Source organism: Amycolatopsis sp. NPDC003731 (genome assembly GCF_053586895.1).
In genome coordinates, this window is record NZ_JBSFNC010000001.1 from 77,161 (window position 1) to 89,133 (window position 11,973).

11 protein-coding genes and 1 tRNA gene are annotated in these 11,973 nt (G+C 71.4%); 3 read left to right on the forward strand and 9 right to left on the reverse strand.

Annotated features, from left to right (window positions below):
* Window positions 1–16 precede the first annotated feature (16 nt).
* Complete coding sequence (locus ACWDN5_RS00370; protein ID WP_310973699.1) at window positions 17–1,231, reverse strand: zinc-dependent alcohol dehydrogenase; 1,215 nt, start codon at window positions 1,229–1,231, stop codon at window positions 17–19.
* A 127-nt stretch (window positions 1,232–1,358) separates the two neighbouring features.
* On the opposite strand from ACWDN5_RS00370, the gene ACWDN5_RS00375 reads away from it, so the two are divergent.
* Both ACWDN5_RS00375 and ACWDN5_RS00380 read left to right on the forward strand, forming a co-directional pair.
* Window positions 1,359–2,441, forward strand: a complete 1,083-nt coding sequence (locus ACWDN5_RS00375) for an L-dopachrome tautomerase-related protein (RefSeq protein ID WP_449673697.1) — start codon at window positions 1,359–1,361, stop codon at window positions 2,439–2,441.
* A 164-nt stretch (window positions 2,442–2,605) separates the two neighbouring features.
* On the forward strand, window positions 2,606–3,070 hold the full coding sequence (locus ACWDN5_RS00380; RefSeq protein WP_310973702.1) for an RICIN domain-containing protein: 465 nt from the start codon (window positions 2,606–2,608) through the stop codon (window positions 3,068–3,070).
* Window positions 3,071–3,259: 189 nt separating this feature from the next.
* Here ACWDN5_RS00380 and ACWDN5_RS00385 read toward each other — a convergent pair.
* The 4 genes from ACWDN5_RS00385 to ACWDN5_RS00400 all read right to left on the reverse strand — a co-directional run bounded on the left by ACWDN5_RS00385 (window position 3,260) and on the right by ACWDN5_RS00400 (window position 6,203).
* Window positions 3,260–3,336, reverse strand: a tRNA-Leu gene (locus tag ACWDN5_RS00385).
* 108 nt (window positions 3,337–3,444) lie between these two features.
* Window positions 3,445–4,779 carry an NAD(P)/FAD-dependent oxidoreductase gene (locus ACWDN5_RS00390; RefSeq protein ID WP_310973783.1) on the reverse strand — a complete coding sequence of 445 codons (1,335 nt, stop codon included), beginning with the start codon at window positions 4,777–4,779 and terminating at the stop codon, window positions 3,445–3,447.
* Between the two features lie 84 nt (window positions 4,780–4,863).
* Window positions 4,864–5,547: a uracil-DNA glycosylase gene (locus tag ACWDN5_RS00395; protein WP_449673698.1), complete on the reverse strand. Its 684-nt coding sequence runs from the start codon at window positions 5,545–5,547 to the stop codon at window positions 4,864–4,866.
* The gene (locus ACWDN5_RS00400) at window positions 5,544–6,203 is read right to left on the reverse strand and encodes an endonuclease V (RefSeq protein WP_310973788.1); all 660 of its coding nucleotides are present in this window, start codon (window positions 6,201–6,203) and stop codon (window positions 5,544–5,546) included. The genes ACWDN5_RS00395 and ACWDN5_RS00400 overlap by 4 nt, the downstream gene beginning before the upstream one ends.
* Before the next feature lie 48 nt (window positions 6,204–6,251).
* On the opposite strand from ACWDN5_RS00400, the gene ACWDN5_RS00405 reads away from it, so the two are divergent.
* Window positions 6,252–7,745 carry a S10 family peptidase gene (locus ACWDN5_RS00405; protein WP_449673699.1) on the forward strand — a complete coding sequence of 498 codons (1,494 nt, stop codon included), beginning with the start codon at window positions 6,252–6,254 and terminating at the stop codon, window positions 7,743–7,745.
* Here ACWDN5_RS00405 and ACWDN5_RS00410 read toward each other — a convergent pair.
* From ACWDN5_RS00410 to ACWDN5_RS00425, 4 genes are all read right to left on the reverse strand, one after another.
* Complete coding sequence (locus ACWDN5_RS00410; RefSeq protein ID WP_310973791.1) at window positions 7,723–8,511, reverse strand: hypothetical protein; 789 nt, start codon at window positions 8,509–8,511, stop codon at window positions 7,723–7,725. The genes ACWDN5_RS00405 and ACWDN5_RS00410 overlap by 23 nt on opposite strands.
* Window positions 8,508–9,266, reverse strand: coding sequence for a hypothetical protein (locus tag ACWDN5_RS00415; RefSeq protein WP_449673700.1), 759 nt, complete (start codon window positions 9,264–9,266; stop codon window positions 8,508–8,510). Before ACWDN5_RS00415 ends, ACWDN5_RS00410 begins: the two co-directional genes overlap by 4 nt.
* Window positions 9,267–9,313: 47 nt before the next feature.
* Window positions 9,314–10,150 (reverse strand): hypothetical protein, encoded by an 837-nt coding sequence (locus ACWDN5_RS00420; protein ID WP_449673701.1) that lies wholly within the window; start codon window positions 10,148–10,150, stop codon window positions 9,314–9,316.
* 80 nt (window positions 10,151–10,230) lie between these two features.
* A complete protein-coding gene (locus ACWDN5_RS00425; RefSeq protein WP_310973795.1) occupies window positions 10,231–11,958 on the reverse strand; it encodes a S8 family serine peptidase in 1,728 nt (575 codons plus the stop codon).
* Window positions 11,959–11,973: the final 15 nt, after the last annotated feature.

Consider the following 11,973-nt stretch of genomic DNA (forward strand, 5'->3'; position numbering starts at 1 on the left):
GGCGCCGGTGGAAAGGTCAAGCGGAGACGTCCAGGACGGTCTTGAGCCAGCCTTCCTCGCGGCGGTCGAACGTCTCGTACGCCGAGATCGCGTTCGCCGGTTCCTCGTGCTGGGTGATGAACGCCAGCGGGTCGACCGCGCCGGAGGCGACCATGCCCAGCAGCCGCGGCACGTACCGGCGGTGGTTGCAGTTGCCCAGCTTGACGGTCAGGTTGCGGTTCATCGCGTCGCCCAGCGGGAACCGGTCGAACCCCGGCGGGTACACGCCGATCACGCCGATGCTGCCCGCCTTCGCGACGGCCTCCACCGCCCACCGCGCGGCCAGGCTCGGCGCGTCCCCGGGCACCCACTGCTCCCCCGACGGCGCTGCGTCCGGCGCGGCCAGCGCCCGCTCCTGATCGAACTGTCCGGCCTGCTCCGCAAGCTTCTCGGCGGCCGGCCCACCCGAGGGCCGCTGCGCGTCGACGCCGACCGCGTCGATCACCCGGTCCACCCCGATGCCGCCGGTCAGCTCCTTCACCACCGCGACCGGGTCTTCGCGGTTGAAGTCGACGGTTTCGGCGTTCTGCCCGCGGGCCTTGTCCAGCCGCGACGGCAGCCCGTCGACGACGAACACGCGCCCCGCGCCCTGCCGCTTGGCCGAGGCGATGGCGAACTGCCCGACCACGCCGGCGCCCAGCACCAGCACGCTGTCGCCGTGGCCGACCTCGGCCAGCCGGGCGCCGAACCAGGCGGTCGGGAAGATGTCCGAAACCAGGATCGCCTGGTCGTCGCTCACCTGGTCGGGGATGCGCACCAGCGTGGTCATCGCGAACGGGATCCGGGCGTACTCGGCCTGGAGCCCGTCGACCGGGCCGGTCGTTTCCGGGCCGCCGAAGAACGACGTCCCCGCCGACGGCCCGTTCGGGTTGGCCGTGTCGCACTGGGCGAAGTACCCGGCCCGGCAGTACGAACAGGTGCCGCACCCGATCGTGGACGTGACGACCACGCGGTCACCGGGTGAGAACCCGCGCACGGCCGGACCGACCTCTTCCACCACCCCGACGGCCTCGTGCCCCAGGATCGTCCCCGGCTGCATGCCGGGCATCGTGCCGCGGACCAGGTGCAGATCGGTGCCGCAGATGGCGCTGCGGGTGACGCGGATGATCGCGTCGCTGGGCTCGAGGATCTTGGGGTCGGGTACCTCGTCGATGCGGATGTCCCCGATGCCGTGCCAGACGACTGCCTTCACTGCTCCTCCTTCGGCCGGAAGCCAGTCGCGTACCCGCCGCGGTGGCCGGTACGCGTTCCGCGGCGAAGCGGTTGACGCGGCGCCGGGCGGGTACGCGGCAACGGTCCCCGAATCGAACGGAGCCGTGATGACCCCGACCGACCAGCCGCTCGGCGAACTCGAAGTCGTGCACGAATTCACCGGCCCGATGCCGACCGGGGTCAGCGTGTCCCGCGATGGCCGCGTTTTCGTCAACTTCCCGAAATGGGGCGACGACGTCCGTTTCACCGTCGCCGAACTCCGCGACGGCGACCTCGTCCCCTACCCCAGCCAGGAGTTCAACGACGCGGCGAGCGACACCGACCCGGCCGCCCTGGTCTCGGTGCAGAGCATCGTCGTCGATCCCGCCGATCGGCTCTGGATCCTCGACACCGGAAGCCCGCTGTTCCAGCCCACCGCCCACGGCGGCCCGAAGCTGGTCCGCGTCGACCTCGAGCGCGACGAGGTCGCGGCGACGATCCTCTTTCCCGAGGACGTCGCCCTGCCCACGACGTACCTCAACGACGTGCGCTTCGACCTCGGCCGCGGGGTCGCGTTCATCACCGACTCCGCCGACCAGGGCCCCAACGGCATCATCGTCGTCGACCTGAACACCGGCGAATCCTGGCGGCGCCTGCACGACCACCCCAGCACCAAGGCCGAAGAGCCGCCGGACCTGCGCATGGTGGTCGAGGGTCGCGACTTCGTGGAGCGCTCGGAAGACGGCACGACCAGCCCGATCACGATGGGCGCGGACGGCATCGCCATCGGCGCGGACGGCGCCCGCTTGTACTACTGCTGCCTGGCTTCCCGCCGCTGGTGGAGCGTCTCGACCGACGCCCTGATCAACCGCGACCTGGACGACGACGCGGTCGCGGCGACGATCATCGACGAAGGCGACAAGGGCGCCGCCGGAGACGGCCTGGAAACCGACGACCAGGGCCGCCTCTACGTCACCGACGGTGAGCACAACGCCATCCACCGCCGCCACCCGGACGGCCGTTGGGAGACGGTCGTCCACGACCCCAGGTTGCTGTGGCCGGACACGATGTCGGTGGCGGACGGCTACCTGTACGTGACGGCGAACCAGTTGCACCGCCAGGACAAGTACCGCGGCGGCAAGGACGAGCGCGAGTACCCGTACGTCTTGTTCCGCACCCCGATCGACGCCGGCCCGGTCAACCTCCGCTGAGGACGTGCGGTCGGAGCGGGTCTCCGTGGCGTCGGCGCGGGTTACAGAAAGTGATAACTGGCAGGGTTCACCCAGACGGCGAGTGGTCCGTCGTCTCGATGATGGGCACGCGCGGCCGGTCAAGTTGTACTGGATGTGCCGAATCCAGACGACGAGGGAGAACCATGCTCACGCGTACCGCGCTGGCCGCCCTGTTCACCGCCACCGCTGCCGCGGCGCTGATGCCGCCGGCCGCCACTGCCGCCGAGGCCGACCCCGCCGACTACGTGATCGAGTCGGCCAACGGCACGGAGCGGGTGTGGCAGCAGACGCTGTGGGACGGCGAACCCACCATCACCGCGGACTTCCACGGCAGCGACAACCAGCACTGGATCCTCTGGGGCAACCGCACCATCCAGAACACCGGAACCGACCTCTGTGCCACGGCCGACCACGGCCGGGTCATCGGCGCGGACTGCAACGGCGACGACCCGGCACAGCGCTGGACGATCCGCGGCGACCACAACCAGAAGCAGCTGCGGAACGAAGAAACGGGAAACTGCGCGACCTACGAGGGCCACGAGGACCAGCTGACCCTGCACACCTGCGACGGCGGCCGCATCAACCAGCGCTGGTACCTCAACATCTGACCGGTTCCGCGATCACGCCGGCACGCCGTTCGACCCACCGATCAGCGGGACCCCGTCCAGGCGAACCTGGTTGCGCCGGCGGAGGTGCGTGGCGCCCCCGACGGATCGGCCGCCGCTGAAGGACTTCCAGACCCGGGCGGCGTGCTTGACCTCGCCGGCCACCGGCTGTTCGGGCGATGATGGTTTGCGTGGTGCCCCCGACGGGACTCGAACCCGCACTGCGTCGATTTTAAGTCGACTGCCTCTGCCGATTGGGCTACGGGGGCACCCACACTCTAGGCGATACCCCGCAACGCACCCCCGAACCCCGCCCGACCCCCGGAAGCCGAAAGCCCCCGGCCGGCAAAGGGCCAGGGGCTCACAGCGGAAAAACCTCAGGACTTCGACACGCGCGCGAACTCGTCCTTCGGGTTGTTGATCTGGCCCAGGGAGATCACCTCGCGGCGGAACAGCCCACCGAGGATCCAGTCGAACAGGATGCGGATGCGGCGGTTCCACGTCGGCATGGCCTTGAGGTGGTACGCGCGGTGGAAGAGCCAGGCCGGGAAGCCCTTGATCTTCAGGTTCAGCGCGTCCGCCACGCCCTTGTGCAGGCCCAGGCTGGCCACCGCGCCCAGGTTCTTGTGGAAGTAGTCCTTCGGCTTTCCGCCGCGCAGGACCTTGATGATGTTCTTCGCCAGGAGGCGAGCCTGGCGGACGGCGTGCTGGGCGTTCGGCGGGCAGGTCGCCGTCGGGTCCTCTTCCGTTCGGGACAGGTCCGGGATCGCCGCGTTGTCGCCCGCTGTCCAGACGTCCGGGTGGCCGACCACCTGCATCGCCGCCGTGGCTTCGAGGCGGCCTCGCTTGTCCAGGGGGAGGTCCGAGTTGGCCAGGACCGGGTTGGCCTTCACACCCGCGGTCCAGATGATCGTGTCCGTGTCGAACTCGGTTCCGTCCGAGAGCACCACGTGGCCGTTCTCGAACGACTTCGCCGCCGTCGACAGGTAGACCTCGATGCCGCGCTTCTCCAGCTGCTCGACCGTGTACACGCCCAGGGTCTCGCGGACCTCGGGCAGGATGCGGCCGGCCGCCTCGACGAGCACCCAGCGGATGTCGGAGGTCTTGATGTTCGGGTAGTAGTTCTCCACCGCGAACCGGGTCATGTCCTCGAGCTCGGCCAGGGCCTCGATGCCGGCGAAGCCGCCGCCGACCACCGTGAACGTCAGGAGGCGCTTGCGCAGCTCGGGGTCGAGCGTGCTCGCGGCCTCGTCGAGCTTGGTCATGATGTGGTTGCGGAGGTAGATCGCCTCGCCGATGGTCTTGAAGGCGATGCCCTCCTCGACCAGGCCCGGGATCGGGAGGATGCGCGCGACGGCGCCGAGCGCGACGACCAGGATGTCGTAGCCGAGCTGCTCGATGTGGCCGTCGGCCGCCTCGACCGTGACGGACTTCTTCTCGTTCTCGATCTTGGTGACGCGCGCCGTCAGCACGTGGCAGCGCTTCAGCACCCGCCGCAGCGGCACGACCACGTGCCGGGGCTCGATCGCGCCGGCCGCGGCCTCCGGGAGGAACGGCGCGTAGGTCATGTGGGGCTGCGGGTCAACGACGGTCACGGAGGCCTCGTTGGCCCGGAGCATCTTCTGGAGGCCGTACGCCGTGTAGAGCCCGACGTACCCACCACCGAGGACGAGGATCCGAGTCGGTTCCGACTTCGACTTCGCAGCAGCCATGTCCTCATGGTGACACCTTCGCCGCGACCCCGCTCGGGGGCCCCATCCCGCTGTGACCAGCGTCGCTGCGGTTTCCGTAACGATTCAGTTCGGCCCTGTCACCGAGGTCGCGGCGCGGAAGACGTCCGCCACCATGGCGTGGGTCACGCGGTGTGTCTGGACATTGCGCGGCGAGACGTGATAACAGCCGAAAACCCGCAGGTCGTCCAGTTCCAGGACGGCCCCGTGCGCGAACGCCGGACGCGGCTGCGGCACCGCCCAGCCGGCCGCGTCCAGCACGGGCAGTAACGCCTGCCAGCCGAACGCCCCGAGCACCACGATCGCCCGCAGTGTCGGACGTAACAGTGCCAGTTCCTCGGCCAGCCACGGGCGGCAGGTGTCCCGCTCGGCCGGCGTCGGCTTGTTCTCCGGCGGCGCGCACCGCACGGGCGAAACGAGCCGGGTGCCGTACAGCTCCAGGCCGTCGCCGATCGCCGTCGACGTCGGCTGCGAGGCGAGCCCGACCTCGTGCAGGACGCGGAAGAGGAAATCACCCGATGGGTCGCCGGTGAACATCCGGCCGGTGCGGTTGGCGCCGTGCGCGGAGGGCGCCAGGCCGACGACCGCGAGCGACGCGTCCGGCGGCCCGAAGCCCGGCACCGGGCGCGCCCAGTAGTCCTCGCCGCGGAACGCCGCCTTGGTGCCCGCGACGCCCTCGCGCCAGGCCACCAGCCGCGGGCAGGCGCGGCAGCCGGCCACCGCCGCGTCCAGCTCGGGCAGGGACCTCATCGCAGCGCCGCCCGGGACAGCCGGTCGGCGTGCCGCGTCGTCTCGGGCAGGCGGTACCGCGGGGTCAGGGCCAGCGTCAGCCGGCAGGCGTGGGCGAGGTCGATCCGGTGCCCGGCCGAGACGTACACCGGTTTGACGCCGTCCCGGGTCCGCAGCACCGCGCCGACCTCCTCGCCGGCGTCGACCAGGGCCGTTGACGATCCGCGGGCGGACGCAGGCTCGGCGTGGGTGCCGACGAAGCGCGTCTTGGCGACGCCGAACGCCGGCCGCCCGGTCAGCACCCCGAGGTGGCAGGCCAGGCCGAAGCGCCGCGGGTGCGCGAGGCCGTGACCGTCGCAGACGAGGACGTCGGGCTCGTGGTCCAGCCGCTCGAGCGCGGCCAGCAGCGGTGGCAGCTCGCGGAAGGCGAACAGGCCCGGCTCGTACGGGAAGACGGCCTTCGCGCGGTGCGTCCGCTCCTCGACCACGGTCAGCCCGGCGGTTTCGAGGGTGACGACCGCCGCGGCGATGCCGCCGGCGCCGTCGTAGGCGACGTCGAGGCCGGTCACCGTCGGCGGCAGCTCGGGGCAGTCGTCGGCGAGATCGACCCGGCCGCGGAGCCGCTCCTGCACGGCGAGCGCTTCCTCGACCGTCGACGGCCAGTCCTCGGTGTGCACCAGGTCACCCTGCCACAGGCCGCCGTTCGCGCCGACTAAGTTGGGGCCATGGCGGACAGCACCCCCGAAGAGGCCACCGAGCCGAAGGCCGCGGAAGCGACCGAGGTCGCGGCCGAGCCGACCGATGACATCGTCACCACCCAGCACACGCTGACGGTGAAGCGGAAGAAGCTCGCGTACACGGCGAAAGCGGGGCGGATCGTCCTCCGCAAGGAGATCGTCAAGGACGGCAAGTCCGAGGGCTTCAAGGCCAAGGCCGAGGTGTTCATCACCTCCTACACCCTCGACGACGCCGACCCGGGCTCGCGGCCGGTGACCTTCGCCTTCAACGGCGGGCCCGGCTCGTCGAGCATCTGGCTGCACATGGGCCTGCTGGGGCCGCGGCGGGTGCTCTCGGGCGACGTCGACGACCTCGTGCCGCCGCCGTACGGGCTGGCCGACAACCCCGAGACGCTGCTGGTGCACAGCGATCTCGTCTTCATCGACCCGGTGTCCACGGGGTACTCGCGCGCGTCCGACGGCGGCGAGACGAAGGACTTCCACGGCTTCAAGGGCGACATCGAGTCGGTCGGCGAGATCATCCGGCTGTGGGTGTCGCGCCACGAGCGCTGGCTGTCGCCGAAGTTCCTGGCCGGCGAGTCGTACGGCACGCTGCGCGCCGCCGGGCTGGCCGCGCACCTGCAGGACCGGCACGGGCTGTACCTGAACGGCCTGCTGCTCATCTCGTCGGTGCTCGACCTCGGCACGCTGCGGTTCACGGAAGGCAACGACCTGCCGTACTCGCTGTACGTGCCGACGTACGCGGCGATCGCGCACTACCACGGCCTGCACGGCGAGCGCCCGCTCGACGACGTGCTCGCCGACGCCGAGGACTTCGCGGCGAAGGACCTGCCGTACGTGCTTTCGCGCGGCGCTCGGCTGTCCACTCAGGACCGGGCCGAGGCGGTGGCCACGCTGGCGTCACTGACCGGGCTTACCGAGTCCTATGTGGACCGGGTGAACCTGCGGATCGAGCACGTCCGGTTCTTCACGGAGCTGCTGCGCGACCGCGGCCTGGTGGTCGGCCGGATGGACGGCCGCTTCACGAACTGGGAGCCCGACGGCGGCCGCGAGCACATGAGCGACGACCCGTCGATCTCCCTCGTGGTCGGCGCGTACGCGGCCGCGTTCAACCACTACGTGCGGGCGGAGCTCGGGTACGCCAACGACCTGCCGTACGAGCTCATCAGCGAGGACACGTTCAAGGCGTGGTCGTACGCGGACTTCGAGGGCCGTTCGGTGTCGGTGGTCGACTCGCTGAGCTCCGCGATGCGCGCGAACCCGCACCTGAAGGTCCACGTGGCGTTCGGGCACTACGACGGCGCGACGGCGTACTACGCGGCCGAGCACGTGCTGGCCCACCTGCAGATCCCGGAGGAGCTGCGGGACAACATCGACACGGCGTACTACCCGGCCGGCCACATGATGTACATCCACGAGCCGTCGCGGGTGCAGCAGTCGAAGGACCTGGCGAAGTTCGTCAAGAAGGCGTCGAACCGCTGAGCACGGCCCGCAGCCGCCGCCACTGCACGACACCCACGACGACCTGCGCCGCCACCGCGAGCAGGGCGTAGCCGGCGAGCCACGGACGCCATTCCGGCGGCTGCGCGTGGTCGCCGACCAGCGCTTCGAGCAGCAGCGGCAGGGCGTAGATCCCGGGCATCGCCACGAGCAGGTCGTACAGCCGCAGGGCGGCGTCCACCGCCCGGGAGGTCTCGTCCTCCGCGATGACCGGACGCCGGAGGACGTCGGTGACGATCGCGGTGGTGACCGCCGCACCCAGGGCCAGCAGCAGGAGCCAGCCGGCCGCGTAGGTGCGGAACGGCGTCGTGGCGAAGATCGTCACGGCGAGCGCGGCCCCACCGCCGAAAGTGATCAGCGGGACGGCGAGGAACCAGCCGGTCAGCTCGGTGCGCGGCGGGCCGCCGAGCGTGCCGAAGCGTGCCAGCGCCTGGCGATCGCGGACCCGCGCGGGCAGCCAGTAGCCGAGCTGCTGGATCACCAGGAGGAAGTAGAGGAACGAGCTGCCCGTCAGGTCCGCGCCGCGGACCGCGGGCAGGAAAGTCAGGCTCGCGAACCCGATCGTGGCGGCCGCGTACACCAGGACCGCCAGGCCCATCCACCGCCGCCACCCGGGCGGCCGCGCGCCGGCGCGGAAGCCGAGGCGCAGGGCCAGCAGGTCGGTCATCGCCGGCACGTCGACGCGGTGCTTGACCAGCCAGCGTCCGGCGGCCGCCCGCTCCGCCTCCGTCACCACCGTCGCCGTCACGCGGTCACCGTCCCGTAGTGGCCCGGCGGCAGCCGGCGGTTCCGGAACTCGACCGCGGCACGGGCGTAGACCGCCACGGCCAGGACGAAGTACGCCACCACCGGGACGATCCGGGCCGGGGGCCACGGCCAGTCCGCGGACAAGTCGACCCAGGGCAGGAACGTGAACAGGAACGGCACCATGAACGCCCGGGTGTCGTAGGCCCTCAGGGCCGCGTCGACGGCCGCCGATGCCGTGTCCTCGGCGAGCACCGGGGCCCGCAGGGCCCGCTCGAGGACCAGCGCCGAGCACGCGACGCCGATCACCAGGGCCGCTGCCCAGCCCACCGGGTGGGCGGCGATCACCGCGCACAGGACCGCGCCGCCGCCGAACGTCACCCCCATCGCGGCGAAGTACCAGCGGCCCACCTGCCCGGCCGCCTCCCGGAACGGCAGGCGGACGCCGGGGGGAACCAGCCGGGCGGCGGCGCGGTCGGCCCGCCGCACCCGGCGCCACATCAGCAGCGGATAGGCGGTGCAGACCACGGCGACCACCAGGTAGCGCGCGAGCACCGGGACCGGCGGCAACAAGGCGACCACGTTGGCCACGGGAGAAAGAACCCAGAAGGCCTGATAGGACCGCGTGGCCAGCTCCCGGGCCCCGACGCGGACCGCGAGCAGCGGCGTCGGCTCGCCCACCGTCACGCCGTGCCGGGCCAGCCACGCCCGCGCACCCTGTCTCTCGGCGAGCGTCGTCCACGCTGTTTCCGCCACCATCGAACCTCCCCCTGTCCCGCCGTACACGCCCGAAGCGCCGGAATGGTTTAGCGGCCGTAGAAGCCGGGCGGCAGCCGGCGGTACCGGTGGCGGACCACCGCCCACCCCAGCAGCTGCAGGACGACGGCCGTGACCAGGTACGCGAGCGCGGACCACCCCAGCCAGCCGGGGATCGCCCAGTCGACGACGAAGACCGGCACCGCCAGCACGGCGTAGCCGGCGCACGGCGCGAACCGGTAGACGTCCTCGGCGCGCAGCACCTGGTCGACCGCCCGCGACGCCTCGTCCTCCGCGAGCACCGGTGCGCGGAGCGCCCGGCCGAGCACCAGCGCGGTTGCGGCGGCGCCGACCGCCAGCGCGAGTGTGTGCGCGCCGATCTCGGCGGCCGGCGAGTACCAGTGCTTCCAGGTGAACTGCGGCCGGGTCAGGAACGACGCGGCGCACAGCGCCGCCCCGCCGACGAACGTGAAGGCCGTCGAGCTCAGGTACCACCAGCCGATCTGCTTCGCCGCCACGCGGAGCGGCAGCGGGGCGCCGCCACCCGTCAAGCGCTCCGCGAGCTGTTCGCGGCTCTGCGTGCGGCGCCAGCGGACGACCTGGAACGCGGCGAAGAGCAGGGCCATGCCGGCGGCCCTTCCCGGCAGGTCCACCTCGTGGAAGAACGGCCCGCTGAGCGCCCACAGCACCGCGAAGACGATCGCGTAAGTGGGTGTTCCCCGGGCACCGATCGCGCGCCCGCCCAGGCGCAGCGCGAGCAGCCGGGTCGGCAGCCACACCCGTACCCCGCGCTTGCCCAGCCACAGCCGCGCCCAGCCCACCTCGAGCACCGTCGGCTCACCCGGCAGCCTCGGGTCCACCGGCAGCGCCGGCTCACGAACGATCAACGGAACTCCCCCCGGTCCCGTCGTACACGCGAACCGCCCCGGGAAGGTTGCCTTCCCGGGGCGGATTCGTCCGGAATTCCCTACTTCAGGTACTGCGAGCCGCGCGTCACCGCCGCGTAGGCGTCGACCGCGCCGTGGCCGTAGAAGCCGTTGAACGACGGGTCGCCCTCACAGGTGGCCGTGAACGTCGCGTCGCGGCCCTCCTTCAGGTAGTCCACCGTGCGCGGGACCGGGCAGGCGATCTTCGCCGCCGTGCCCTCGAGGACGCGCTGGACCTGGTCCGGGTCCATCCCGAACTCGCCGTGGGACTTCTTGCCGTACTGCGAGATGATCAGCGCCGCGACGCCGGTGGCGTGCGGGGTGGCCATCGACGTGCCCTGCAGCCACTGGTAGTAGCCGACCCGGCCGTCGGCCGCCGTCGCCTTCTTGACACCCGCGGTGACGCCGTCCGGCGTGATGTTGCCGTCCGCGTCGATGTTGCCCTCGGCGATCCCCACGTTCTTCGGGTACGTCGAAAGGATCTCGTTCTCGACGGTCCGGTACCACGGGGAGCCGAAGTAGTCGCGGAAGAAGCCGCCCGGAGCCGAGACCGAGATCTGCTCGAGCCCGTAGTTCGAGTAGTCCGCCTTCTTCTGGGACGGTCCGAACGCGCTCACGCCGATCGTGTGGTTGCCCTCGACCGGCAGGTTGAGGCAGGTCGAGTTGTCCACCGTGCGCGGGTGGGTGCTGTTGGCCGGGTAGTCCGGGCTCGTGGTGTCCGGCTGCGGCGCGCCCAGGTCGGTGTGCTGGTTGCCCAGCGCGACCAGCATCGTGACGCCCTTGCGGTGCGCGTAGTTCAGCGCGCGCTGGGTCGCCTCGATGATCGTGCGCTGCTCGGCCTGCTCGGCGGGCGAGTCCGCCGGGTTCGCCGTGCAGTTGTACAGCCACGGGTCCGTGTAGAACGACATGTTGACGACGTCGATGCCCGCGTCACCGGCGTAGGTGATCGCGTCGACGGTCGGCTGCAGGAAGAAGTAACCCGAGTCCTGGCCGGCGCGGATGTTCACCAGCGTCACGTTCGGTGCGACACCGGAGACGCCGAAGCCGTTGGCCGCGGCGGCGATGGTGCCGGCGACGTGCGTGCCGTGGCCGCCGTCGTCGTGGTTGGCCGGGTCGACGCAGCCGCGGAACTCACACGGTCCGTCCACTTCGGCGCCGTTGACGTCGGTCGGGATGTCGCGGGTGAAGTTGCGCGAGTCGGCCAGGTCGAAGTTCGGCGCGATGTCCGGGTGCGTGCCGTCGATGCCGGTGTCGATGACGCCGACCTTGACCTGCTTGCTGCCGGCCTGCTTGGTTCGCGAGAGGTCCGACCGGACGGACTTGAGGCCCCAGAGCTGGTCGTCCAGCGGGTCCATCCCGACGGCCTTGTTCGCCGCGGCCTTCTTCGAAGCGGCGCCGCCGCGGCCTTCCTTCTCGACGCCGGCGTCACCCTTGGTCTTCTTGCCCGTCCGCGGCACCGAACCGATGGACTGGGCCTTGGCGGCACCGAACACCGCGCGGTTCGTGGCCACCCGCTCGGTGAAGCCGGTGGCCGGCGCGCTGGCCCTGATCAGGCCGACCGCGGTGTTGGTCTCCAGGACCGTGCCGCCCGCGGCCTTGATCGCCTGCTGGGCGCTGCCGATGCTCTGGACGTCCTTGGCGAGCACGGTGAACTCGGTCGCCGGACCGGACAGCGCGGGCTGCGCCGACGCGGCCGGGACCGCGACGGCGGACACCGCGCCGAACAGCGGCACGGCCAGCACCGCGGCCAGAAGCCTGGGTCTCTTCACGTTTCTCCTCCTCGC

What these genes read in the sequence shown, in the direction of transcription:
- ACWDN5_RS00405 (WP_449673699.1), top strand. Translation starts at nt 6,252, where the DNA reads ATGGCGGACAGCACCCCCGAAGAGGCCACCGAGCCGAAGGCCGCGGAA.
- ACWDN5_RS00395 (WP_449673698.1), bottom strand. Translation starts at nt 5,547, where the DNA reads ATGAGGTCCCTGCCCGAGCTGGACGCGGCGGTGGCCGGCTGCCGCGCC.
- ACWDN5_RS00380 (WP_310973702.1), top strand. Translation starts at nt 2,606, where the DNA reads ATGCTCACGCGTACCGCGCTGGCCGCCCTGTTCACCGCCACCGCTGCC.
- ACWDN5_RS00390 (WP_310973783.1), bottom strand. Translation starts at nt 4,779, where the DNA reads ATGGCTGCTGCGAAGTCGAAGTCGGAACCGACTCGGATCCTCGTCCTC.
- ACWDN5_RS00415 (WP_449673700.1), bottom strand. Translation starts at nt 9,266, where the DNA reads ATGGTGGCGGAAACAGCGTGGACGACGCTCGCCGAGAGACAGGGTGCG.
- ACWDN5_RS00375 (WP_449673697.1), top strand. Translation starts at nt 1,359, where the DNA reads ATGACCCCGACCGACCAGCCGCTCGGCGAACTCGAAGTCGTGCACGAA.